Genomic DNA, 22,999 nt, shown 5'->3' on the forward strand with positions numbered 1-22,999 from the left:
CGGGTCAGGGAAAACCCGGCCCATCACTCGCACCTTTATGAGGTAATAACGAATGTACTGGTATTTCTTGGGTCTGCGCCTTGAGCGGGCTGTGAGGATGCTGGGAAAGCGTGACCATGACACGATGTCCTGATGAGTAACAACATTTCACAGCACATTGCATTCCTCGGCTGCGGGTCCATGAACGGCGCAATCCTAACCGGGTTGCTGGCTGCGGGAGTTCCCTCTGGTCAGGTCACAGCAACAGTCCGGGATCCGGAGAAAGCCGCAGACCTGGCGAAGCGGCACGGCGTTCAGGTTCTGTCCTCAACCGCGGAGACAGAGGCGAACCGTCGGGCGGCTGGAGGTGCCGACGTCGTACTGCTGGGCGTGAAGCCGGTTGGCATCCTCGATCTGGCCCGGGAGATTTCTCCCGCGCTGAAACCCGGCACAGTGGTGATCAGTGTTGCTGCTGCTATCTCGATCGACATGCTGGAGTCGGCGCTGCCCGAGGGTCAGCCCGTTATCCGCAGTATGCCCAATACTCCGTCGAGCCTTGGCCGCGGCGTACTGTCCATCTCGGCGGGCGCTCACGCCACTGACGAGTTAATGGAGCAGGCGCGGACCATCCTGTCGGCTGCCGGGACCGTCGTCGAAATTCCCGAGGATCAGGTTGACGCCCTTTCCGCTGTGAGCGGATCCGGTCCGGCCTATGCCTTCTACCTTGCTGAAGCGATGGCGGCCGCTGGTGTGAAGCTGGGACTCGACGAGGATCTGGCCAAGCTGCTGGCTACGCAGACCGTCGCCGGCGCCGGTTACATGTTGGCCGAGGAGGGCGCTGACGCGACCGCGCTCCGGAAGGCAGTCACCAGCCCGAACGGCACCACGGAACGGGCCATCGCAACCTTTGACGAGCAGGGGCTCCCGGACATCGTCGCTGCCGGTGCCCGGGCCGCTGCCGAGCGTGCAGGCGCCATCACGAAGGAGTTGGACGGTCGCTAGCGGGCACGATCAGGGACGCGCGGCGAACCGTTCCAGCAGGTCCACGTGGCCCGAGACGATCAGCATGTCCCGGCTGGTCACCTTGGTTTCGGGACGGGCGTAGGTGAAGTCCTCGCCGGGGGATTTCACGCCGACAACGGTTACACCGTATTTTGACCGCACCGCCGATTCGCCGAGGGTAAAGCCCTGGGTCTCTTTCGGCGGATACATCTTGACGATTGCGAAGCCGTCGTCGAACTCGATGAAGTCCAGCATGCGGCCGCCCACCAGGTGCGCCGCACGCTGGCCGGCGTCAGCCTCAGGGTAGATGACGTGGTTGGCGCCGATACGCTTCAGGATCTTGCCGTGGGACGGCGTAATCGCTTTGACCCACAGGTTGTCGATATTCAGGTCCACCAGGTTAGCCGTGATCAGCACGCTGGATTCAATCGAGGTACCAACACCGACGACGGCGGCAGTGAACTCCTGCGCCCCGAGCTGGCGAAGCGCGTCGATGTTGGTCGCGTCGGCCTCGACCACGTGGGTCAGCGTGCCGGACCACTTCTGGACCAACTGCTGGTCCTTCTCGATGGCAAGGACTTCGCGCCCCTGTTTCACCAGTTGCTCGGCCGTTGCCGACCCGAAGCGGCCCAACCCGATTACGAGCACCGGTGCGTTGTGTGCTGGTCTGTCAGCCAATGATGGGCCTCTCTTCGGGGTAGTGGTAGAGGGTGCTGCGCTGCCGCAGTGCAAGCGCAGAAGCAAGGGTAATCGTTCCCAGGCGTCCGGCAAACATAAGTGCGGAGAGCACGTACTTCCCCTCCGGATCCAATTCAGCGCTGAGGTTGGTGCTCAGTCCGCAGGTAGCGAAGGCCGAGATCACCTCGAAGAGGACACGGTTGAGTTCTTCACCGGAGATCCAGAGAATAAGTCCGGTCCCGACAAGCACCAATGTGGCGCCCATGAAGATCACTGAGATGGCGACGCGCATTGCGCCCTGGGGGATGGTTCGTCCGTACACACGGACGTCGGAATCGCCGCGCGCCTCGGCGAGGATAGCCAGGAACATGATCGCAAGCGTCGTGACCTTGATTCCGCCGGCTGTGGAGGCAGACCCGCCCCCCGCGAACATGAGGGCATCCGTCAGGAGCATCGTGGTGGGCTCCATCTGCCCCTGATCAACCAGGTTGAAGCCGCCGGACCGGGTCATGACGGACGCGAAAACTGAGTGAATCACCTTGTCGCCGAAGCTCAGGCCGCCGATCGTGCTGCTGTTGCTCCACTCCATCGCGCCCCAGAGGAGGGTTCCCACGACCAGAAGAATCAGCGATACGTTCACAGTCAGCTTCGTGTGCAGGCTCCATCGGCTGATGTGGTGTTTGAACTGCAGGATGATCAGGATTGCAGGGAAGCCAAGGCTTCCGACAAACACGCCGATCATCAGTGGGACCAGGATCCAGAGGTCGGTCTCGTAGGGAACCAGTCCGTCTGTGTGCGGCGTGAAACCCGCGTTGTTGAAGGCGGATATTGAATAGAAGATGCCGTGCCAGACTGCCTGCCAGAACGGTTCCCCGAGGATCATGAACCGTGGGATGAGGGCTACGGCCAGGGCTATCTCAACCACCACCGACGTGGTGATGACAATCCGCAGCAGGGTGCCGACTTCACCCAGGCGGCTTGCGTTGTTCAGCGCTGACTGGGCGAGTAGTTTGCCCCTGACTCCAAGGCGTTTGCTCACCATGAGCGCCAGCACCGATGCCAGCGTAAGGGTCCCCAGTCCGCCTACGAATATCCCGATGAGGATAATGAGCTGGCCGAAGAAGGACCAGTAAGCCGCCGTCGACACTACGGTCAGCCCCACCACGCAAACGGCGGATACTGCGGTGAACAGGGCATCGTGCAGCGGCGTGAATTCTCCGGATGCGGATGCGAGCGGCAGGCTCAGCAGGGCGGTGAAGACGATGACCACAAGGAAAAAGACCAGTAGCGCGACCCGCGCTGGAGAGCTGTTGACTACCCCGTCGACGAAGTCGCGAATCCGCGCGAGCGGGCGGAAACGGACCTGGTCAGTACCTCCCAACCAGGACGGTTGTTCTCTTGCCATCCTTGTCGATCAGCTCCGATTCACTCGAGTTGCCCGCTAGAGTCCTTCGAGTAGTAAACCACTTCCAGCCAACGCCTGTGGGCAGGAGCGGCGCCGATCGCGTAGCCTGCTGAGGTGTCCAGTGCGCCCGTTCCTGTGTTCAGCACCCGAGTGGTGTGGGACGACTCCATGCTTGCGTACAATTTTGGTGCCCACCATCCCATGGACCCGCGTCGGCTTGATCTCACCGCGAGGCTGGTACGCGCCGTCGGACTGTTTGACCTACCGCACGTAAGCATCGAGGTTCCCGAGGTGGCCGCCGACAGCGAGTTATGCACGGTCCACGATGCCGGATATGTGGCAGCGGTGAAAGCGGCGGACGCTGACCCGGATGGCACAGACGGAACGGCAGGGCTGGGCACGGAGGACACTCCTGCTTTCAGTGGCATGCACATGGCCAGCGCACGATTGGTAGGTGGTTCGCTCGCTGCGGCCGATGCCGTGCTTTCCGGCAGTGTGCAGCATGCGGTGAACTTCGGCGGCGGTCTGCACCACGCGGGTCGTGCCCGTGCAAGCGGGTTCTGCATCTACAACGACGCCGCTGCGGCTGTCCAGCGCCTTCTGGACGGCGGAGTGCAGCGGGTTCTTTACGTCGACGTAGATGCTCATCATGGCGATGGAACCCAGGAGATCTTCTGGGACGACAAACGGGTGATGACCATCTCACTTCACGAGACCGGGATGAGCCTCTTTCCCGGAACCGGGTTTTCCGATGAGATCGGCGGGCCGAATGCGCATGGCTATGCCGTGAACGTTGCCCTTCCGACCACCACGGGTGATTCAGCCTGGCTGCGGGCATTCCATGCGGTCGTTCCGCAACTGGCTGAGGCGTTCCAGCCGGAAGTGATTGTGAGTCAGCATGGTTGTGACAGCCATGTGGAAGATCCGCTGACTAACCTGCGGATCTCGGTCGACGCTCAGCACTCTGCAGCCCTGAGCATCCGAGACCTCGCTTCACGGTATTGCGAGGGCCGTTGGATTGCGACCGGCGGCGGCGGATACAACATCACGTCAGTTGTGCCGAGATCGTGGACGCTTCTCACCGCGGTAGCGGTTGGTGCGGACATCACGACGACGACGCCGGTGCCGGCCGAGTGGCGGTCTTACGTCAGCGAACGTTACGGGCGTAGGGTGCCCGCGGTGCTGGGTGACGGAGCGGACCTGTGGTGGCAATCGTGGGAGGCGGGCTTTGATCCGAACGAAAGTCTGGACAGGTCCATCATGGCCACGCGCAGGGCAGTCTTCCCCTTGCACGGCTTGGACCCTTGGTTCGACTAACCGCTGGATAATGCCCTCGTGATGCCCTGAGGGATATATGCGGTTATGGTAATGGGATGGTCATGGATGATGTATTCGCCGTCATCGCTGAAGCCACCCGCCGACAGATCCTTGCATCGTTGCGGGACGGGGACAAAGCCGTAGGCGAATTGGTGGAAGAGCTGGCGGTCAGTCAGCCCACGGTTTCCAAACACTTGAAGGTGTTGCGGGAGGCCGGGCTGGTTTCCATGCGTGCGCAGGGGCAGAAGCGGTTCTACACGCTGAACACCGAGCCTCTACACGCTGTTGCAGCCTGGCTATCCGAGTTCGAGTTGCCGGTCCAGCAGCCACCCCAGGCTCTGGCTCCTGCTGTGACGGAGCCGGAAGCGGGTGACCTCGTTGCGAGTATGCCCGGCCTTCAGAATGGCGATGGGGTTCAGCCGTTCGGTAGGACTGTCGGTCGGGCTGCCGAGCGGGCGGCGGATCTGCTCTCGCAGTTTCCGAAGCTGCGTCGCCGCAAAGAGTAGTTGCGGAGCGGGACCTTGCCGGGTCTCCTGCGTGTATTCGCCAGCGGCCAAGCATGATGTGAGGAAAAGACATGAGCCAGAACAGTAATCACCGATTCCTGACCATTCTTGTTGCGATGGCACTTTCAGCAGCCGCTCTCATCTTGTCGGTTCCGCCGCTGTTTGAGGCGCACGAGCCTTACCAGTTGTGGCTTACGCTGACGCTTGCTGCCCTGACCGGGGCGCTGGGAGCGGCTGTACTTGTGATGCGGACGCGAAGCAGGACGTAGAGCAGACAGCAGGCAGCGCCGATTGTGGCGGGCCGCAAGCGACGTCTCGCTGCGCTCCTGTGTCCGTGGATTTAGGAGCGCTCTTGGGTGCGTGTTCGCCGGCCTCTTGTTCCTCAGTTGAGGGTCCAGTAGTGGTTGCGTCTGGGTTGTTGTTGGGGGTCGAGTTGTTGGGGTGGGATGAACCAGGGTGTGTGGTGCTTGATCTCGATGGTCCAGTCGCCTTGATGGATGAGGTGATGGTGGTGGGAGCAGAGCAGTACGCCGTTGTCGGTGTTGGTGGTTCCGCCGTGTGACCAGGGGGTGATGTGGTGGGCTTCGGTCCAGTGCGCTGGCATGCTGCAGCTGGGGAAGGCGCAACCCTTGTCACGTGCGTGGAGCGCTTTGCGCTGCTTGACGGTGAAAAGTCGTTGGGTGCGGCCCAGGTCAAGGATCTCGTTGGTCCCGCCGAGCACGATGGGGATGATGTCGGCGTCACAGGCGAGTTTTCGGACGGTCCGGGCGTTGACAGGTCCCGTGAACGCGAACGACGCGCCGTCGGTGATCGCGGTTGGTTTGTTGCCTGTGTCGTCGTGGTGGTGGTGGCGGCTGTTCAACTCATTGGTGGCGCCGGGGATGGCGCCGTTTTCGGCTACTTCCCGGAGGAGGGTTTGGTAGTCGATGGTGACCAGGAGTTGTGGTCGGTGTCCGCCGGTTGCCGGCAGTTTATCGGTGGCCAGTGCTATCTGGCAGGCGCCGATGAGCCCGTCGAGGAGTAGCTGGGCCCGGGTCCCGGTTTCGAAGGTTTCCTGACCTTCAGCAGCGTGTGCGCTGTCATTCTGGCTGCTGTCGATCGTTCCGTTTTCGTTAGCGCCATCGTCACCCTCGCCGGCCGGTGCGGCGTTGACGCCACCGCCGCCGCGGGCAGTGCCGGGTTGTGTGCGCGGATTGGTGGTGGTGTTCATGATGGTGGTGAGGTATTCGTATTGTTCGTCGGTGGCTGCGATGTCCAACAGGTGCAGTCCGCGTTTTTTGCCGCGCAGGAACACGCCTTGCCGTGCAGCGAGTTCCTTGTCGGCGGGTTCTGGTCCGTCGGGGTCCAGGTGTGCTTCCCAGCGGCGGATGAGCCGGGTGAGGAAGTCCGGGTCGTAGGTGGTGGCGTTGGCGGTGAGTTGGGCTTCCATGGTCTCCAGCACCGCGGGTTCAGCAACGAAGCGTGCACGGTCCAGTGCGGTGGCGATCAGGGTGGCTGACCGGCCGGAGACGTTACTGCCAGAGATGCCCCCGGCAGAGATGTTACTGGCAGAGACATTGCTGGGGGAGACGGCTGCTGCGAGGTGCTCCAGGGGCGCCGGGAGGGTGTCGCCGGTGAGGGTGGTGCGGGGTAGGAGTTTGGCGCCGAGGCGGAGCCTGCGGGTGGCTTCGCTGCGGCTGATCCGTAACCGGTCCTGCAGGTACTCCGCGGTGCACCGGTACACCGACCGCCTATCACCGGAGGGACTGAAAGCGGTGTTCGAGTCGGGGGTGTTGAAGACGAATCCGGCGCCACCGGTGGAGGGGTCTCCTTCGGCGGGCCGGCCTCCTGCAGCGGCGTTCCTGCGGTCCACCGCAGTAGCGGCGACGACCTGGAGGTACTCCGCGGTCCGGGATAATTCCTCAATCCCCGCGAGATACTCGCCCAATTCAGCTGGGCCCATCCCGATGAAATCCTGAGCGAAGCCGGCAGCGAACGAGGCAACCAGCCGGTTCAACTCGGCAACGTCGATCTCCGCACCATCGATGTCCGCAACGTCGACCTCCGAACCATTGGGCTCAGCGACACGATGCCCGGAACCATTTCGCCGACCACCGATCTCAGTGACAGAGCCGGTGCGCTCACCATCGACATCGGGGGTGTCGATGACCGCGGCTAAGCTCATACCTAATTCTATTCGAAAACATATACGAATGGAAGGCTTGTGGAAAACGTCTGAGATCGCTGCGTGGGCTTCGACACTCGTCATACTCAGGCGCACACTTGTCCGGATCGAAGAGGTGCCGCTACGCTGCATGTCATGACAACCCGTTGGTATGCGTATTTTTCGTTGGCTCTGGAGGAGCCCGCGGCCTAATACGCTGACCAACACCTTCAGAGCCAACAGGGCAGGAGACGCTTCCTGCCCTTCGTCGTTTCCACGGCGGGTTCTGAAAACAGTCCCCGCTGAGGAGCACCACCCTAGAGAGCCGGGACAATGAAAACACTCACCACTGCAGGTTCATCGAACGTCCATGTACGAAGAATCGAACCACTGCCCTCGCCGTCCACACTTGTGGCTGAACTTCCCTGCAACGCATCCCTGACGGAGCATATCCAGCGCTCCCGCGAGGAAGTACGCGCTGTACTCAACGGTCTGGACGACCGGCTCCTCGTCGTCGTCGGACCCTGCTCCATCCACGACACGGAGGCGGGCCTTGAGTACGCAAACCTGCTGGCCGGAGCCGCGTCGCAACATCGCGAGGACCTCCTCATTGTGATGCGCGCTTACTTCGAGAAACCGCGGACCACCATTGGTTGGAAGGGTCTCATCAACGATCCGCACCTGGACGGCACCCATGACATCGCCGCCGGTCTCCGCGCCGCGCGGGGTTTCCTCCATAACGTGGGGGAACTCGGACTCCCGGTTGGCACAGAGTTCCTTGAACCGATTAGCCCCCAGTACGTAGCGGACCTGGTGAGTTGGGGCGCTATCGGCGCCCGCACCACTGAAAGCCAGATCCACCGCCAGTTGGCATCGGGTCTTTCAATGCCGGTGGGCTTCAAGAACGGGACCGACGGCGGCCTCAGCGTTGCGTTGGACGCGTGCTCGGCGGCCGGGTCGCCACAGGCTTTCCTGGGGGTCGACGACGACGGTCGCGCCGCCCTCGTCTCCACCTCCGGCAACCCCGACACCCACCTCATCCTGCGCGGTGGTTCGGACGGGCCCAACTACAGTGAAACGCACGTTGCTGCCGCCTCTGCCCGGCTTGCGGCTGCTGGCTTGAACGAGCGTCTCATTGTCGACGCGAGCCACGCCAACAGCGGCAAGGATCACCGGCGGCAGGCCGAGGTCGCACGCGAGTTGGCAACCGCCGTCGAGCATTCTGATTCGATTGCTGGCGTCATGCTGGAAAGCTTCCTCGTGGAGGGAGCACAGAAGCTGGACGTGGCTGCACACGGTGAACTGGTCTACGGGCAAAGCGTCACGGATGCCTGCATGGGATGGGGTGTCACCGCGTCGGTTCTTGGGGATCTGGCGCGAGGCTCCCGGCGTCGTCGAGGTGTTGTGGATCGTGACCGAAGCGAGCTTTCACTTTAGTCACTTCAACCACTAGAGTATCTCCCTAGACGGATAATCCTCAGGTCTCAAGGCGACACGCCGTCCGGCGCTCTATCTAAGTGGGTGGACGCCTATCTCAGGGTTAGGTTCCAGAGAAAAGGACAGTGGTGAGATGACTAGCGGGAGCAACTTCGCCGATGTGCGCTTCCTGACGGTCGCGGAGGTCGCAGATGTCATGCGGGTTTCCAAAATGACCGTGTACCGGCTGGTTCACTCCGGTGAGATGCCTGCCGTGCAGTTCGGCCGTTCGTACCGCGTGCCGGAGTCGGCTGTGGAACAGTATCTTCGCTCAGCGTCCGTGGACGGTGAGGCGGGCACTGGCTAGCGCTGGACTGCCTTCCCGGTCGGCAGACCTGCGTGGAGCGGGTATCCTGTTAAGAAGCGTTTTGCGTAGGCGGTCGGTTGACGGCCGCACAATGTACGTCACTGTCAGATCCGTTCGTCCCTACCTGGGTAGGAGCGCGTTCGGAACCGGAATGAATAGTTTGTGAGGACTCTATGGGTTCAGTAATCAAAAAGCGCCGCAAGCGGATGGCGAAGAAGAAGCACCGCAAACTGCTTCGCAAAACACGCCACCAGCGTCGCAACAAGAAGTAGCATCGCATCCGGTCCGCCATTGAGGCGGGCCGGTTTTGCTTTAACCCCTCATGCGGGCGAAGCCGCGCCACAGCCCGTAAACGACGCCGGCGCCGGTCGCTGCCTTCAATCCCAAAGTGGCAGCGCGCCGGCCACTCCGGAAGTCGTAGATCGGCCAGTTGTGGTCACGTGCATGTTTCCGAAGCCGGTGGTCCGGATTGATTGCAACCGGGTGGCCAACAATGCTGAGCAGCGGAATGTCATTGTAGGAATCGCTGTACCCCCAGCATCGGGAGAGGTGCAGACCTTCCTTTTCCGCGAGGTCACGGACCGCAACGGCTTTGGCCGGTCCATGCAGGAACTCGCCAACCAGCTTGCCGGTGTAGAAACCATCGGCAACTTCTCCCACTGTTCCGAGGGCGCCCGTCAGGCCCAATCGGTTGGCGATCACGCTCGCCACCTCAACGGGAGTGCCCGTCACCAGCCACACCCGGCGGCCGTTGCGCAGATGCTGCTCGGCCAACGCCCGGGCGCCCGGCCAGATCTTCGACGCGATCATTTCGTCGTAGACCTCCTCGCCAAGGGCCAGAACGTCCTCATGGGCGATGCCGATCGCGAACGCCAGCGCGGCATCCCGGACGGCGTGGATATCGGTCATGTTCTCGCCCCGCATGACGAACCGGAGCTGCTTCCAGGCCAATCCGGCGGCGAAGCGGAGCGTGAAGGCGCGTCGCTGGTACATCTTGCGCGCAACGTGGAAGAGACTTGCACCGCGCATCATGGTGTTGTCGACGTCGAAGAAAGCAGCTTCTCCTGCAGGACCGCCGATCGGCGCTTCTTCCGCGGACGCTGCAACCGTCGAAGACCCGGGGTTGATGGCGGGTCGGAGGTTCGCAGCGGACATAGAACGAGTCTAATCACTGCGAGGGCCTCCGGCGCCGCAATCCTTGACCTGAGGGCATGACGGCGGTGCACAAGGACGACGACGGCGGCCGTCGACAGGGCCGGAGGCCGGCACGACGCCCCGGCCCACTACGCTTGGCAGCATGAGCGAGCACAAGGCGTCGACCGGAGAGCCGGGAAAGTCTGAAAAGCCGGAAAAGCCCTGGGCCACAGGCCTCGTGCTGGTCACCCGCCCGGACTGCCACCTGTGTGTGGAGGCGCGGAACGTCGTCGTACGAGTAACCGACGAACTCGGGGTCAGCTGGAACGAAGTGTCCATCGGTGACCACCCTGAGCTGCTGGAGCGCTTTTCTGAGGAGGTTCCGGTTCTTCTGATTGACGGTGTTCAGCGTGACTTCTGGACGATCGACGAGGGCCGTCTGCGTCGGCTGTTGGCGTAGCGTATCGAAGCCAACTTTGAGCACCCACACCGGCGACCTAAAGTGGACATACCCCCGCCGTCATCCTCCGGCGGGCGGGCGGAGCTGCAGGCGCAGCCTTGCACAGTGATGGAGCGATGAACCAGTGACAATGTCGGAGATACCCGGGCTGCGGAGCGCAGCCGGAGAGCAGCAGGGCAGACAGATCCCGCCGGCATCGCTGGCGCGGCTCACCATTTACCTGCGCGCCCTGAACTCGTTGCTCGCGGAAGGCATTGAGCGGGTATCCTCTGACGAGCTCGCGGAGGCTGCCGGCGTAAATTCGCCGATGTTGCGCAAGGATCTGTCCTATCTCGGTTCGTACGGAACCCGTGGCGTGGGCTATGACGTCCAGTACCTCAATAGCCAGATCTCGACGGCGCTTGGCCTGTCGCAGGATTGGCGCGTTGCGATTGTCGGTGCAGGAAACCTCGGCCGGGCGCTGGCGGGATATTCGGGATTCCAGTCGCGCGGCTTCGAAGTGGTTGCCCTCTTCGATGCCGATCAGCTGATCGTCGGAACGGAAGTCGGATGGCTTCGCGTCAGCCCCGTACAGGACCTTGCAACCGTACTCGGCCGGACCCGAGCCAACATGGCCGTCCTTGCCGTGCCTGCGGGCGTTGCACAATCCCTGTGCGATGAACTGGTGGATGCCGGCATTACGAGCATCCTGAGTTTCGCCCCCGTTGTGCTGCAGATCCCCGACCACGTGCAGCTGCGCAAGGTGGACATGGCCACCGAACTGCAGATTCTGGCTTACCACGCACAGCGGGCGCAGGACCCGGATCTGGAATCCGGCCCCCGCGCCCGCGCGGCTCAATAAGGGTCTAGCGGCAGCTTAGTATTGGGGCGGCACCGGCTTGAAGTAGGGGTTGGACTGCTTGAGATAGCACAGCACGACGCCGACGACGCCGAGCAACGTCACGACGATACCGAGGATCATTTGGAACGCTCCGGGCATCGACTGTCCCTGGGCCGCCTGCTCCAGCAGTTCAGGGTTGCTTTGCAGCGCTGCCAGGCCGATCCAGCCAATAATCATCAAGATAACGGAGATGGCTGCTAGAACCGTGGCGGTAATGCGTGCCCAGTTGTGTCCCTTGCGGATGAAGATGGCGAGTGCAACGTAAATCGCGGTGCCGATGATGGCGAAGGCGATGGTGAAGCCCGCCCCAACCGCTGCGAAGCTTCCGGTCATTCCTGAGGAGCCGGAGGAAATAACAGAGGAGATCAAGCTCAGCACACCGGCCGCGATGATGAGATAGAAAGCCAAGTTCACTTCCTTGGGCATCGGCGGACGCTGCGCCTGGGGCATGCTGGCCGAGCCTGGGTAGGCATAACCCGAGGGCTGGGCTGCCTGGTAGCCGTATGGCGACCCGCTCTGCCGCTGATGATCATCCGCAGCAGGCTTCTGCGGCTCGGGGGAGAGGCCGGCTCCGGCGTTCTGGGTTGGCCCCGGTTCCGCCGGGTTGAGGGGATCAGTGCCGGATAGCTTGTCCGGGTCGCGTTCGGAGGGCTGAGGATCGTGTGATGGCGTGCTCATGCGCCCAGCGTACCGCCGGGAAGCCGCCAGGCGGGGGAAGTTCGGGCGAAACTGCTGACAAACCATTGCGGGGCGCGGCATCCGGAGCGCGCGCCCCACAGAACTGATTCAGCTAGTGCCGAGGGGCCCCGGACGAGCGGAGCGAGGTTGGGGTAGGCACAACGCGCTAGTTGGTCGAAGGGGCAACGAACGCGGCGTCGACGTTAATCGTCACCTTGTCACCCACAAGCACGCCGCCGGCTTCAAGTGCGGCGTTCCAGGTCAGACCGAACTCCTTGCGCGAAATGACGGTCTGGCCGGAGAATCCGGCGCGGGTAGCGCCGAAGGGGTCAATCGCCACACCGTTGAATTCGGTGTCGATGACAACCTCCTTGGTCACGCCCCGGATGGTCAGGTCGCCCACCAGTTGGTAGGTCTCGCCGGCGCCTTCCACACGCTTGGACTCGAAGGTCATTTCCGGGAATTCTTCGACAGCGAAGAAATCGTCACCGCGGACGTGGGCGTCGCGGTTGGCGTCGTTCGAGTTGAAGGAGGCAGTCTTGATGGTCGCGGTGATCTTCGAATCCTGAAGTGAGGAGCCGACCTGCAGGGTGGCGTCGACGGTGTCGAAGTTGCCGCGCACCTTGCTGATGCCTGCGTGACGCACGGTGAAGCCGACCTCGCTGTGCGCGCCGTCGAAGTTCCAGGTGCCCTGGGTGAGTCCGGTGGGGATTGCCATGATTGTTCTCCTGATGTCTGTCGATGTGCTGCCCAGCCGATCGGCGGAACAGCGGGTGTACCTGTAATAAACATGCGTTTGCATCTTTTATTCCAGGAATCACTTCAATCTTCAAATATTTTTGGAGCGGCTCCACGGAAGGGACTCTGCTTCGCGATTTAGCTGCCTGAACCGAGAGGTGCGAAACTTGGGATATGCCTACAGCCACCGTCCATCTTGTGCGCCACGGCGAGGTGCACAATCCAGATGGCATCCTCTACGGCCGGCTGCCCGAGTTCCACCTGTCCGAACTGGGGCAGGAGATGGCAGAACGGGTAGCTGCGCATTTCGCCAAGCGACGGAACGACGGCGCCGAGATAGTCCATCTTGTTGCCTCGCCGTTAACGCGCGCACAGGAAACGGCCGCGCCCACCGCGCGCACACTCGGGCTCACTGTGGTGACTGATGAGCGCATCATCGAAGCCGAGAATCGCTTCGAAGGCATGGCGCAGGTCGCGAGGCAACTGCGGCACCCACGGCACTGGAAGTCCCTGCACAACCCGTTCAAACCTTCTTGGGGCGAGCCATACCAGGCACAGGTGACCCGCGTGATGGAAGCCGTGCACGAGGCACGGCGGAACGCTCTGGACGCCGCGGGCGGCAAAGACGCTGAAGCGATCATGGTCAGCCACCAGTTACCCATCTGGGTTGCGCGGCTGGCTGCGGAGAGGAAGCGGCTCTGGCATGACCCGCGGCAGCGACGGTGCACACTGAGTTCGGTGACCTCGCTCTACTTCGACGACGACGTACTCACCGGCGTCCGGTATGAAGAGCCGTGTGCTGACCTGCTTCCCGGTGCGGCGAACATCCCGGGAGCGTAATAGTATTACTACACGTTGTAGAAGTTGTGGAAGACGTTGTGACTCATTCTGATGCTGCCCCCCGCCGCCGATCCATCGGCAGGCTCGTGCGATTAGCCGCCCCCGTGCTGGCCGCCGTCGTCGTGCTCTCGGGCTGCGCTGCCGAGGATCCGCTGGCACAGCAGGCGGCCGAGGGAAACAACAAGAACTACATCGCCGGAGACGGTTCTGTCACCGAGTACGCGCCCGCTGAACGCGGCGAACCGGTGGACATCGATGGGGACCTGTACAACGGCGAAACAGTGAACTCTGCTGACTGGCAAGGCCAGGTAACCGTCCTGAACTTCTGGTACGCGGCCTGCGCACCGTGCCGGGAAGAAGCACCTGACCTCGTGGCCCTGCACGAAGAATTCGAGCCGCAGGGCGTCCAGTTCTACGGAGTGAATATCCGGGACAGCAAGCAGAACGCCGAGGCGTTCGAGCGCACCTTCGGCATTCCGTACCCCAGCTTCAACGATTCCGACGGCGGCGTCCTCCTCTCGATGACCAGCTACGTTCCGCCGCAGGCCGTGCCGACCACTATCGTGCTCGACCAGCAGGGCCGCGTCGCCGCACGCATTCTCGGGCTGGCAGACAGGGGTACGCTCAGCGCCCTGATTAAAACCGCGCTGGCCGCGTAGTAGCCATGTATCAGCCGTGACTCCTATTCCCCAGCTGAACGCCGTGGTCGCGCTGGCGCCCGCAGGCAACGCCTTCGCGGACGCCGTGCTGAACGGCTCGATGCTGCTGGCGCTGCCGGTGGCGCTGCTCGCAGGACTGGTCTCCTTCGTATCTCCCTGTGTGCTGCCACTGGTGCCCGGGTACCTCGGCTACGTCAGCGGTCTGACGGGTGTGGACCTTGAACAGCAGAAGCGCGGCAGGATGGTCGCTGGAATCGGGCTGTTCGTTGTTGGTTTCTCGGTTGTGTTCATGGCCTACGGTGCACTTTTCGGGCAGTTGGGAGCGTGGCTGGCGGGCTCCCAGGACTGGCTGATCCGTATCTTCGGCCTCGTGGTGATTGTGCTTGGCATCGTGTTCATGGGCGGGTTCTCCTGGTTCCAACAGGAGAAGAAGCTGCACGCGAGGGTGCCGAGCGGGCTGTGGGGGGCACCCCTGCTCGGTCTGACCTTCGGTCTCGGTTGGGCACCCTGTATCGGCCCCACGCTCTCCGCGGTGCAGTTGCTGGCGTTCTCGAACGACGGCGCCAGTGCGGTCAAGGGAGCGCTGCTTACCTTCGTGTACTGCCTCGGCCTCGGACTGCCCTTCCTGCTGATCGCCCTCGGAGTCCGCCGCGGGATGGGCGCCATGAAATTCTTCCGCCGCCACCGGTTGCTGCTCCAGAGGGTCGGTGGTGGGGTGCTCATCCTCGTCGGCGTACTCATGGCCACCGGGATCTGGAACCTGTGGATCAACGAACTTCAGCAATGGATAGGCGGGGTGACCCTTCCCATCTGATGACCAACCCAAAGGAAAGCTCCATGGCAAAGAAGGATCGCGAACAGGATGTCGCGCTCCCGGCCCTCGGGTTCTTCGGAACCCTGCGCTGGGCGTGGACCCAGCTCACGAGCATGCGCACGGCGCTGTTCCTCCTGCTGCTCCTCGCAGTCGCGGCGGTCCCCGGGTCCCTGTTTCCGCAGCGTCCGGCCAACCCCGCAGTTGTCACCCAGTACATCCAGGACAATCCTGAGACGGGGCCGATCCTCGACTGGTTCCAGCTCTTCGACGTCTACTCCTCGATCTGGTTCTCCGCGATCTACCTGCTCCTATTCATCTCGCTGATCGGCTGCGTGATCCCGCGCGCCATCGCGCACGGACGGGCCTGGCGCTCCAAGCCGCCGCGCACTCCGAAACGGCTTTCCCGCCTGCCGGTGTACGGCGCGTTCGCCATTCCAGCCGGGTACGCATCGGAGGCGGCCGCAACCGGAGCCGCCGGTCCTGAAGCCGGAGCCGCCGGGACACCTGCCGGGGCGGGTGGGCAAGCCGGTGCCGGCGGGCAGGCAGGTGAGCGGCCGTCGTCGGCCTGTGCCGCCGTCGTCGACGCCGCCGCTCTGCTTAAGAAGCGCGGCTACCGGGTGGATGTCCGCGATGAGGACGCCTCCAAGCCTTCCGCAGGAGCCGAACGCGGGTTCGCGAAGGAACTCGGGAACCTGGTGTTTCACATTTCCCTGATCGGGGTTCTCATCTCCGTTGCGGTTGGCGGATTGTTCGGTTACCGCGGGCAGAAAATCCTTGTGGAGGGTGAGACGTTCGTCAATACCCTCGTGGGTTATGACTCCTTCACCCCGGGGACCAACTTCTCCGAGGACAATCTCGACCCGTACGCGATCACCCTTGAGGACTTCGAGGTCCAGTTCGACCGTCAGCTCACGCATTACGGACAGCCGATCGACTTCACCGCCACCATGACAACCAAGGCGGGCCCGGATGCCGAACCGCAGGAACAGATCCTGAAGGTCAACGAGCCGCTGACCATCGGCGGCACCAGCGTGTATCTGGTGGGCAACGGATATGCCCCGGTGGTGACCGTGCGCGATGGCGAGGGGAATATAGCGCATCAGGGGCCGGTAGTCTCCATACCGCAGGACGGGCTGTTCACCTCGCTCATGGTGCTGAAGGTGCCGGACGCCCAGCCGGACCAGCTCGGATTTGTAGGCTTCTTCCTGCCCACCGCGGCGGTCGATGAGAACGGGGTCTCCTTCTCCCGGGACCCGGACCCTTTCCTGCCCCAGCTCAACCTGAACTCCTACTACGGGGACCTGGGGCTCGACGACGGCGAACCTCAGAACGTGTACGTGCTCGAGACCGACACCCTCACCGAGCTCAACAGCCGGAACAGCGACGCCGGGGGCCTTGTCCTCGATGCAGGCGAAACCGTGGACTTGCCCGAGGGCAAGGGCTCAATCACCTTCGACGGCCTGCGGCGTTACGTTGCCCTGGACATCACCCACGACCCCGCAGAACTCGGCGCATTGGTGTTCTCCTCCTTGGCGCTCGCCGGGCTCAGTGCGTCCCTCTTCATCGGCAGGCGACGGGTGTGGATCCGCGCCGGGACCCACACCGACGGGCGGGTCATGGTCGAGTACGGCCTCCTGGCACGCGGTGAGGACCACCGGCTTGCCGGCGAGGGAGCCGCAATCGAGAAGCTGCTGCGGGAACGCTGGCTGGCCAATACCAACGACGACGACGAGAATGAAACAGCGCACGTGGGGGCATCGGCGCGGATGAGCGGTAAGGACAACTGATGCAGAACATAAACCAGACCCTGGGGCAGTACAGCGAGCTGTTCATGCTGCTGGCCGCGCTCGCCTATACGGCCGCGTTCCTGGCGTTCACGTGGGACCTCGTGAAGAGCAGCCGCAAGATCCGGGAAATCGAAGCAGGGCTGGCCGGATCCGCTCAATCGGCCGAAGAACGCGAGCTGGTGCTTGCCGGGGCGGTGGCCGGCGGCAAGCGGGGCCGTCCCAACGCTGTTTCCGCCGCCAGTACAGCCGATGACGCAATGAACTACCAGGGTGAGCGGCGCTCCGCGGCGCGCATCGCCGTCGCGCTCACCATCCTCGCTGCAGCAGTCCATACGGTTGCGGTGCTCTCCCGGGGGATCGCCGCTGGCCGCGTTCCCTGGGGCAACATGTACGAATTCTGCACCACCGGCGGCCTGGTGGTAGCACTGGTCTTCCTGGTGGTGCTGACGCGCAAGGACCTCAGGTTCCTCGGAACGTTCGTGATCGGCCTCGTGGTTGTCATGCTCTGCGCGGCGACCATAGGATTCCCGACACCGGTTGCAAACCTGGTGCCCGCGCTGCAGAGCTACTGGCTAATCATCCACGTTTCGGTGGCCGTTACAGCGTCGGCGCTGTTCACCCTCACCTTCGTGATGTCGGTGCTGCAACTGCTCCAGTCCGACCGCGTGGCACGCCTGGCCGCCGGTCGGCAGGACCGTCTGCCGTTCATGCGGCTGGTCCCCTCAGCCACCAGCCTCGAGAATCTCTCCTACCGCATCAACGCCATCGCCTTTGTGCTCTGGACATTCACGGTTATGGCCGGGGCGATCTGGGCCGAAAAGGCGTGGGGCCGCTACTGGGGCTGGGACCCCAAAGAGGTGTGGTCGTTTGTCATCTGGGTGGTTTTCGCCGGCTACCTGCACGCCCGCGCAACCCGCGGCTGGACAGGAACACGCGCTGCCTGGCTGTCGATCGTGGGTTACCTGTGCATCGTATTCAACTTCACGATCGTGAACATCTACTTCGCGGGTCTGCACAGCTACGGCGGCGTAATGCCGTAGCCAGCTCAGGCGGTCTTGCCGTCGGTGGCCGTGCCGTCGTCGTCGTTCTTCTTTTTGTCTTCCTTCGCGCGGAGCTCAGCTTCCCTACGGCGCAACTCAGCCTCCCGTGCTTCCTGGCGGCGCTTCACCTCAAGGTTGCGCAAGAACTGTGGGTCATCGTCCGGGGCTGAAGGGCGACGGGGTGTGTTCGGGCGCTTCACGGACTTCCCGTCCTGACGGGGACGGCCGAACAGGAACCAGAGCCCGGCGCCCAGCAGCGGCACGAGCAGGATGGTCAGGATCCAGGCGGGTTTGGAGATGCTGCGCACTGCGTTCCCCCGGCTCATAATGCAGTCGAACAGCGCGTAAATAATGACGGCGATCCCCAGGATCACGATGAGCAGCAGAAAGCGGGGCATGCATCAATTGTAGGCGCGTAAACTTGGAGCGTGGCCTTCCTCAAATTCACCGCTCTCCGCCTCGGCTTCGTCGCGGTGTTCGCGCTCATCTGCTACTGGTTGGGCCTCGGAGCAATCTTCTCGGTCATAGCCGGCGCCATCATGGCCTGGTGCGTTACCTACCTGTTCTTCCGCGGCCTGCGGAATGAAGCCGCATCCTCACTGCAGCGCCGGTTCCGCGACGGCGCGCCGCCCGTACGCACGGTCCGCGAACTGCGCGATGCCGACGCTGAAGATACCCTTGACCCCAATACGCCGGTCAATGCGGACCGCCGCCAGCCGTAATGCCGGGCCCACGCCCGAACGTTAGGCCAGGACGCCCGAGAGCACCACACCCGCCGCGAACAGCACGCTGAACCCCAGGTTGATGATGCTGGTCTGCTTGAGCACAGGAATGAGGCTGCGGCGCTTCTTCCCGTTCAGCATCAGCCAGCTTGGCATCAGGCACAGCGGGATGAGCAGCAGCACCAGTAGAACCCACGGGTAGTCGTAGACGAGGAACAGCGGCAGCAGCAACGCAACAGTCAGCATCATCACGTAACTGATGCGGGCTGCGGTATCACCCAGGCGCACCGCCAGTGTCAGCTTCCCGGCCTCACGGTCAGTCGGAATGTCCCGCACGTTATTCGCCATCAGCAGTGCCATGGCAATGATTCCAGTGCTGATCGCGCCGACCCACGCAGGCCCGCTCAACTGGTTCGCCTGCGTATACGTGGTCCCGAGCGTGGCCACCAGGCCGAAGAAAACGAACACGAAGACGTCGCCGAGACCCATGTACCCGTAGGGGTTCCGGCCGCCCGTATAACCCCACGCCGCAGCCACGCAGCCTACGCCCACCAGGAGCAGGAACCACGTCTGCGACAGGACGATCAGCGCTATGCCCGCAGCCATCGCAAGGGCGAAGCACCCGAATGCCGCCCACTTGACCTGCCAGGGTCTGGCCGCTCCTGACCCGGTCAGCCTGAGCGGGCCAACGCGGTCGTTGTCGGTGCCGCGGATGCCGTCGGAGTAATCGTTGGCGAAGTTCACGCCGATCTGCAGCAGGATCGCCACAATCGCGGCCAGCATCGCGTTCACCGGCTTGAATGAGTTCAGGTCCCAGGCAGCAGCGCACCCGATGATGACGGGCGCAATCGCCATGGGTAGCGTACGGGGGCGGGCCCCCTCAATCCATTGCGCAGCTGTTGCCACGGTTTTCCTTCCGATCTTGTGCGATTGCCGTCATGTTCTTGACGGGTGCGGCGTTATTGCACCGACTGCTCGAACAGCGCCCGGATCGCGAGCCTGTCCGGTTTCCCGTTGGGCAGCATCGGCAAGGCGTCGAGCGTCAAAACGATCTTCGGGGCCGCGTGCGGGCCGAGTTCCTGCTGGGCATGCCTCCGTACGGCGTCGGGATTGACAGAGCCGACGACGGCGGCAGCCACCTGGGTACCCCACTCCGGGTGGGCGATGCCCAGGACCAGTGCCTCACGGACCTCGTCCATGCCCTCAATGACGCTCGCGACCGCAACAGCGGAGACCTTCAGGCCGCCGGTGATGATGACGTCGTCCACCCGTCCCCGGATGGTCAGGATGCCGTCCTCCATCGTGCCGTCGTCGTCGGTCCTGAACCAGCGCCGGCCGGAGTTGAAGGGGAACTGCTCTTCGGTGAGCCCGGGCTGGCCGAGGTAACCGTCAGCCAGAACGGGGCCGCTGATCCAGAGCCGTCCCTCATCGTTGGTGAGTTCAACACCTTCGAGGGGGACGCCGTCGTACACGCAGCCACCGCACGTCTCGCTCATCCCGTAGGTACGGACAATCTTCAGGCCGTGCTTGCGGGCTTCGTTCCGGAGCGTGTCCGTCACAGCTGCGCCACCGAGAAGGATGGCATTGAACCGCTGGAGTGCCTTGACGGTCCCAGGCGCCGGGTCCTGCAGCAGCCGATGCAGCTGCGTGGGGACCAGCGAGGTGAAGCGGACCTTGTCGGTCAGTTCACCGGCCGCCTCGGTGAAGGTCTCCGGACTGAATTTCTGCGAGAGATCGATGGCCCACGGGCGGGTCCCTGCGTAGAGCGAGCGGACCAGGACCTGGAATCCGGCAACGTAATGGACCGGCAAGGTCAGCAACCACTGGCCCTCGGCCTGAAGCGCGTACGCGGTGCCCATGGCTGAAGCCGCAAGGGCGTCGACACTGAGCATCGTCTGTTTCGGCGTCCCGGTGGAGCCGGAGGTGCTGAGTACCGCGGCAATCTCGTCGTTCGGCAGTTCGCCGTCGAACCTCTGCTGCTCGTCCGAGTGCGGTGCAACGGCGGGACCTTCACCTGCGAGTGCGTCCGCCAGGGGTTTCAGCAGCGCGTGTGGATCGGACCCGGGCGGGGTGTGAAAAGGAAGAAGTTCCATCGGAGCCTAGAAGTAGTAGGGGAAGCTGGACCAGTCGGGGCTGCGTTTTTCGAGGAACGCTTCCTTGCCCTCCACCGCTTCGTCGGTCATGTACGCCATGCGGGTGGCTTCGCCGGCGAAGACCTGCTGCCCGGCCAACCCGTCATCGGCGAGGTTGAAGGCGAACTTGAGCATGCGGATGGCCTGCGGGCTCTGCCGGGCGATATCCGCCGCGTACTCAAGCGCTACCTCCTCAAGCCGCTCATGATCGACGGCTTCATTGACAGCACCCATTGCCACCATCTCATCCGCGGAGTACTCGCGGGCGAGGAAGAAGATTTCGCGCGCCCGCTTCTGCCCGATCTGCCGCGCCAGGAGCGCCGAACCGTATCCGGCGTCGAAACTTCCGACCGTTGCATCCGTCTGCTTGAACATCCCGTGCTGACGCGAGGCGATCGTCAGGTCCGAGACCACGTGCAGGCTGTGCCCGCCACCGGCGGCCCAGCCATTGACGACACTGATGACCACCTTCGGCATGGTCCGCATCAGCCGCTGCACCTCCAGAATGTGGAGGCGGCCTGCACGGGCAGGGTCGATGGTTTCCTTCGTTTCGCCCTCCGCATAGCGGTAGCCGTCCCTGCCCCGGATACGTTGATCGCCGCCGGAGCAGAAGGAGTGTCCACCGTCCTTCGGCGAAGGCCCATTGCCGGTCAGCAGGACAGTTGCAACGTCCGGGCTCATGCGGGCGTGATCCATGGCCCGGTACAGCTCATCAACCGTGCCGGGGCGGAATGCGTTGCGTACTTCAGGCCGGTTGAACGCGATCCGGACCGTCGGCAGGTCCTTCGCGGATTCGCTTTCGGCACGCTCTGCCTGGCTCCATTCCACCTGCCGGTGGTACGTGATGTCCTGAAGGTTCTCGAACCCCTCCACAAGCCGCCAACGGACGGGGTCAAAGATGTCAGATACCTGGGCTGGAAGGTCTGTGGTCACCAATCGAGTCTAGCTTCGCGAATGGGGCAGACATCAAAGCGAACGGTGCGTAGGCTGCAGGAATGCGGATACTGCACCTTGCCTACGCCTCCGACTGGAACTTCGCCGCGCAGGCGGACGAGCCCTACGCCGTTTCCACGAGGGGTGCGACGCTCGACGACGCCGGTTTTATCCACTGCACGGAGCCCGATCAGCTCGCTGCGGTAGCTGAATCCGGCTACCGGGACGAGGCTGATCCCAGTGAGCTGCTGGTTCTGGTGATGGACAGCGAGCAGATCGAATCCGACGGCGTTGACGTCCGTTGGGAAGACGGCGGTGCGGGCATCAGCTATCCCCACGTGTACGGCCCGATCAAGCCCGAGTATGTCCAGGACGTGCTGCACGCCGACTTCGATGAGGACGGGCGCTTCCGCATCCTCGAGCAGTAACGAGGCTTAGCCGATGCAGAACTCGTTCCCCTCCGGGTCCGCCAGGGTGTACCAGAGATGTGGTCCCTGGTTCGCCTGATAGAGGAACCTCGCACCGCGGTTCTCCAGGGTTGACCGGAGCGCGTCCTTGTCATCGCCGTCAAGATTGATGTCGAGGTGGATGCGGTCCTTCACCATCTTCGGCTCCGGCACCGGTTGGAACAGCAGCCGTTGCCGTCCCTTCGCCCCAACCTCATCCGGGCGGCAGATCGCTGTTCCGTCCTTCCATACCCGCATGCCGTTGTGCTCGATCACGTCGCTCTCCTTCGCGAACCCCTTGGCGAGCATTTCGTCGATGAAGTCCTGGTTGGTCGGCTCAACCACCCAACCGAGGGTCTCTGCCCACCAGTCCGCCTGGGCGTGAGCGTTTGTGCAGTCGATCGCAACCTGAATGCTGTATGTCATACCGACGAGCGTAAGAGCGGGTTGCGGCGCCCACCAGCCCATTGAGGACATCCGGTGTCCGGAATAGCAGGTGCGAGCCGCCGTCGTCGTCGTTGGGTGGAAAGGAACTCTAGACCCGGGCGGGGGAGAGGACTAGCGTGGCACCCAACCGCCGCAGCAGCGGACGCACGTCTTCAAGGAGGAAGCATGGCCAACCACACGTACAGCATTTCCGAGGTTGTCGGAACATCGCCTGACGGGGTGGATGCGGCCGTGACCAACGCCGTCACGCAGGCCGCAAAGACGCTCCGGAATCTCGACTGGTTCGAAGTGAAGGAAATCCGCGGGCATCTGGTGGACGGCGCGGTCGCGGACTGGCAGGTGACGGTCAAGCTCGGCTTCCGGCTCGAGGGCTGACATTGGCTCCGAGGCGCATGACCGTTGACGAATCCTGGGTTTAGGGGCAGGCTGTTCCCTATGTGGATGTAACCCGCACTGTGCCGATTCTTCTCGCCGGC

28 protein-coding genes are annotated in these 22,999 nt (G+C 63.2%); 17 read left to right on the forward strand and 11 right to left on the reverse strand.

The features are described 5' to 3' along the window. Nucleotides 1-144 precede the first annotated feature (144 nt). The gene (gene proC, locus ACX80C_RS05910; RefSeq protein WP_459325483.1) at nucleotides 145-981 is read left to right on the forward strand and encodes a pyrroline-5-carboxylate reductase; all 837 of its coding nucleotides are present in this window, start codon (nucleotides 145-147) and stop codon (nucleotides 979-981) included. A gap of 9 nt (nucleotides 982-990) precedes the next feature. Here proC and ACX80C_RS05915 read toward each other — a convergent pair whose 3' ends face one another. Together ACX80C_RS05915 and ACX80C_RS05920 are read right to left on the reverse strand one after the other, a co-directional pair. Then, on the reverse strand, nucleotides 991-1,629 hold the full coding sequence (locus tag ACX80C_RS05915; protein ID WP_167996002.1) for a potassium channel family protein: 639 nt from the start codon (nucleotides 1,627-1,629) through the stop codon (nucleotides 991-993). 22 nt (nucleotides 1,630-1,651) lie between these two features. Beyond that, nucleotides 1,652-3,064 (reverse strand): TrkH family potassium uptake protein, encoded by a 1,413-nt coding sequence (locus tag ACX80C_RS05920; protein ID WP_459325359.1) that lies wholly within the window; start codon nucleotides 3,062-3,064, stop codon nucleotides 1,652-1,654. Nucleotides 3,065-3,232: 168 nt separating this feature from the next. Here ACX80C_RS05920 and ACX80C_RS05925 point away from each other — a divergent pair, with 168 nt between their 5' ends. From ACX80C_RS05925 to ACX80C_RS05935, 3 genes are all read left to right on the forward strand, one after another. Next, nucleotides 3,233-4,381, forward strand: a complete 1,149-nt coding sequence (locus ACX80C_RS05925) for an acetoin utilization protein AcuC (protein WP_459325484.1) — start codon at nucleotides 3,233-3,235, stop codon at nucleotides 4,379-4,381. A 56-nt stretch (nucleotides 4,382-4,437) separates the two neighbouring features. Continuing rightward, nucleotides 4,438-4,887 carry an ArsR/SmtB family transcription factor gene (locus tag ACX80C_RS05930; RefSeq protein ID WP_459325360.1) on the forward strand — a complete coding sequence of 150 codons (450 nt, stop codon included), beginning with the start codon at nucleotides 4,438-4,440 and terminating at the stop codon, nucleotides 4,885-4,887. A gap of 71 nt (nucleotides 4,888-4,958) precedes the next feature. Then, the gene (locus ACX80C_RS05935) at nucleotides 4,959-5,156 is read left to right on the forward strand and encodes a hypothetical protein (protein WP_459325361.1); all 198 of its coding nucleotides are present in this window, start codon (nucleotides 4,959-4,961) and stop codon (nucleotides 5,154-5,156) included. Nucleotides 5,157-5,269: 113 nt separating this feature from the next. Here the strand turns inward: ACX80C_RS05935 and ACX80C_RS05940 are convergent, their stop codons facing one another. Continuing rightward, nucleotides 5,270-7,051 (reverse strand): HNH endonuclease signature motif containing protein, encoded by a 1,782-nt coding sequence (locus ACX80C_RS05940; RefSeq protein WP_459325362.1) that lies wholly within the window; start codon nucleotides 7,049-7,051, stop codon nucleotides 5,270-5,272. Between the two features lie 312 nt (nucleotides 7,052-7,363). Between ACX80C_RS05940 and ACX80C_RS05945 the strand changes: the two genes are divergently transcribed. The 3 genes from ACX80C_RS05945 to ACX80C_RS05955 all read left to right on the forward strand — a co-directional run bounded on the left by ACX80C_RS05945 (nucleotide 7,364) and on the right by ACX80C_RS05955 (nucleotide 9,085). Next, nucleotides 7,364-8,467, forward strand: coding sequence for a 3-deoxy-7-phosphoheptulonate synthase (locus tag ACX80C_RS05945; protein ID WP_459325363.1), 1,104 nt, complete (start codon nucleotides 7,364-7,366; stop codon nucleotides 8,465-8,467). A 133-nt stretch (nucleotides 8,468-8,600) separates the two neighbouring features. Beyond that, complete coding sequence (locus tag ACX80C_RS05950; protein WP_167994565.1) at nucleotides 8,601-8,813, forward strand: helix-turn-helix domain-containing protein; 213 nt, start codon at nucleotides 8,601-8,603, stop codon at nucleotides 8,811-8,813. Nucleotides 8,814-8,986: 173 nt separating this feature from the next. Then, a complete protein-coding gene (locus ACX80C_RS05955) occupies nucleotides 8,987-9,085 on the forward strand; it encodes a 30S ribosomal protein bS22 (protein ID WP_003792170.1) in 99 nt (32 codons plus the stop codon). 40 nt (nucleotides 9,086-9,125) lie between these two features. Here the strand turns inward: ACX80C_RS05955 and ACX80C_RS05960 are convergent, their stop codons facing one another. Next, nucleotides 9,126-9,968, reverse strand: a complete 843-nt coding sequence (locus tag ACX80C_RS05960; RefSeq protein WP_459325364.1) for an HAD family hydrolase — start codon at nucleotides 9,966-9,968, stop codon at nucleotides 9,126-9,128. A gap of 142 nt (nucleotides 9,969-10,110) precedes the next feature. Here ACX80C_RS05960 and ACX80C_RS05965 point away from each other — a divergent pair, with 142 nt between their 5' ends. After that, nucleotides 10,111-10,407, forward strand: coding sequence for a glutaredoxin family protein (locus tag ACX80C_RS05965; RefSeq protein WP_459325366.1), 297 nt, complete (start codon nucleotides 10,111-10,113; stop codon nucleotides 10,405-10,407). Nucleotides 10,408-10,537: 130 nt separating this feature from the next. Continuing rightward, nucleotides 10,538-11,248, forward strand: coding sequence for a redox-sensing transcriptional repressor Rex (locus tag ACX80C_RS05970; protein WP_167994561.1), 711 nt, complete (start codon nucleotides 10,538-10,540; stop codon nucleotides 11,246-11,248). Between the two features lie 15 nt (nucleotides 11,249-11,263). Here ACX80C_RS05970 and ACX80C_RS05975 read toward each other — a convergent pair whose 3' ends face one another. Both ACX80C_RS05975 and ACX80C_RS05980 read right to left on the reverse strand, forming a co-directional pair. Further along, entirely contained in the window at nucleotides 11,264-11,965 is a 702-nt protein-coding gene (locus tag ACX80C_RS05975) for a hypothetical protein (protein WP_459325367.1), read from the reverse strand. A 166-nt stretch (nucleotides 11,966-12,131) separates the two neighbouring features. Further along, nucleotides 12,132-12,683, reverse strand: a complete 552-nt coding sequence (locus ACX80C_RS05980) for a YceI family protein (RefSeq protein WP_459325368.1) — start codon at nucleotides 12,681-12,683, stop codon at nucleotides 12,132-12,134. Nucleotides 12,684-12,877: 194 nt separating this feature from the next. On the opposite strand from ACX80C_RS05980, the gene ACX80C_RS05985 reads away from it, so the two are divergent. The 5 genes from ACX80C_RS05985 to ccsB all read left to right on the forward strand — a co-directional run bounded on the left by ACX80C_RS05985 (nucleotide 12,878) and on the right by ccsB (nucleotide 17,843). After that, nucleotides 12,878-13,543, forward strand: coding sequence for a histidine phosphatase family protein (locus tag ACX80C_RS05985; protein ID WP_459325369.1), 666 nt, complete (start codon nucleotides 12,878-12,880; stop codon nucleotides 13,541-13,543). A 74-nt stretch (nucleotides 13,544-13,617) separates the two neighbouring features. After that, nucleotides 13,618-14,202, forward strand: a complete 585-nt coding sequence (locus ACX80C_RS05990) for a TlpA family protein disulfide reductase (protein ID WP_459325485.1) — start codon at nucleotides 13,618-13,620, stop codon at nucleotides 14,200-14,202. A 100-nt stretch (nucleotides 14,203-14,302) separates the two neighbouring features. Beyond that, nucleotides 14,303-15,016, forward strand: a complete 714-nt coding sequence (locus ACX80C_RS05995) for a cytochrome c biogenesis CcdA family protein (RefSeq protein ID WP_459325486.1) — start codon at nucleotides 14,303-14,305, stop codon at nucleotides 15,014-15,016. 23 nt (nucleotides 15,017-15,039) lie between these two features. Beyond that, on the forward strand, nucleotides 15,040-16,803 hold the full coding sequence (resB, locus tag ACX80C_RS06000) for a cytochrome c biogenesis protein ResB (protein WP_459325371.1): 1,764 nt from the start codon (nucleotides 15,040-15,042) through the stop codon (nucleotides 16,801-16,803). Further along, entirely contained in the window at nucleotides 16,803-17,843 is a 1,041-nt protein-coding gene (ccsB, locus tag ACX80C_RS06005; protein WP_459325373.1) for a c-type cytochrome biogenesis protein CcsB, read from the forward strand. Before resB ends, ccsB begins: the two co-directional genes overlap by 1 nt. 5 nt (nucleotides 17,844-17,848) lie before the next feature. Here ccsB and ACX80C_RS06010 read toward each other — a convergent pair whose 3' ends face one another. Beyond that, nucleotides 17,849-18,241: a PLD nuclease N-terminal domain-containing protein gene (locus ACX80C_RS06010; protein ID WP_459325374.1), complete on the reverse strand. Its 393-nt coding sequence runs from the start codon at nucleotides 18,239-18,241 to the stop codon at nucleotides 17,849-17,851. Between the two features lie 30 nt (nucleotides 18,242-18,271). On the opposite strand from ACX80C_RS06010, the gene ACX80C_RS06015 reads away from it, so the two are divergent. After that, nucleotides 18,272-18,565 carry a DUF4229 domain-containing protein gene (locus ACX80C_RS06015; RefSeq protein ID WP_459325375.1) on the forward strand — a complete coding sequence of 98 codons (294 nt, stop codon included), beginning with the start codon at nucleotides 18,272-18,274 and terminating at the stop codon, nucleotides 18,563-18,565. A gap of 21 nt (nucleotides 18,566-18,586) precedes the next feature. Here the strand turns inward: ACX80C_RS06015 and ACX80C_RS06020 are convergent, their stop codons facing one another. Genes ACX80C_RS06020 through ACX80C_RS06030 form a run of 3 tightly spaced genes read right to left on the reverse strand, consistent with a single transcriptional unit; the run spans nucleotide 18,587 to nucleotide 21,630 of the window. Continuing rightward, nucleotides 18,587-19,471, reverse strand: coding sequence for a 1,4-dihydroxy-2-naphthoate polyprenyltransferase (locus ACX80C_RS06020; RefSeq protein ID WP_459325376.1), 885 nt, complete (start codon nucleotides 19,469-19,471; stop codon nucleotides 18,587-18,589). A gap of 53 nt (nucleotides 19,472-19,524) precedes the next feature. Continuing rightward, nucleotides 19,525-20,658: an AMP-binding protein gene (locus ACX80C_RS06025; RefSeq protein WP_459325377.1), complete on the reverse strand. Its 1,134-nt coding sequence runs from the start codon at nucleotides 20,656-20,658 to the stop codon at nucleotides 19,525-19,527. Between the two features lie 6 nt (nucleotides 20,659-20,664). After that, entirely contained in the window at nucleotides 20,665-21,630 is a 966-nt protein-coding gene (locus ACX80C_RS06030) for a 1,4-dihydroxy-2-naphthoyl-CoA synthase (protein WP_459325378.1), read from the reverse strand. 62 nt (nucleotides 21,631-21,692) lie between these two features. On the opposite strand from ACX80C_RS06030, the gene ACX80C_RS06035 reads away from it, so the two are divergent. Then, complete coding sequence (locus ACX80C_RS06035; protein WP_459325379.1) at nucleotides 21,693-22,058, forward strand: DUF952 domain-containing protein; 366 nt, start codon at nucleotides 21,693-21,695, stop codon at nucleotides 22,056-22,058. Between the two features lie 6 nt (nucleotides 22,059-22,064). Here ACX80C_RS06035 and ACX80C_RS06040 read toward each other — a convergent pair whose 3' ends face one another. After that, nucleotides 22,065-22,502: a VOC family protein gene (locus ACX80C_RS06040; protein ID WP_459325380.1), complete on the reverse strand. Its 438-nt coding sequence runs from the start codon at nucleotides 22,500-22,502 to the stop codon at nucleotides 22,065-22,067. 186 nt (nucleotides 22,503-22,688) lie between these two features. On the opposite strand from ACX80C_RS06040, the gene ACX80C_RS06045 reads away from it, so the two are divergent. Continuing rightward, nucleotides 22,689-22,898 (forward strand): dodecin, encoded by a 210-nt coding sequence (locus ACX80C_RS06045; RefSeq protein ID WP_459325381.1) that lies wholly within the window; start codon nucleotides 22,689-22,691, stop codon nucleotides 22,896-22,898. The last annotated feature ends 101 nt before the right edge of the window (nucleotides 22,899-22,999 follow it).

Source organism: Arthrobacter tecti (assembly GCF_054511355.1).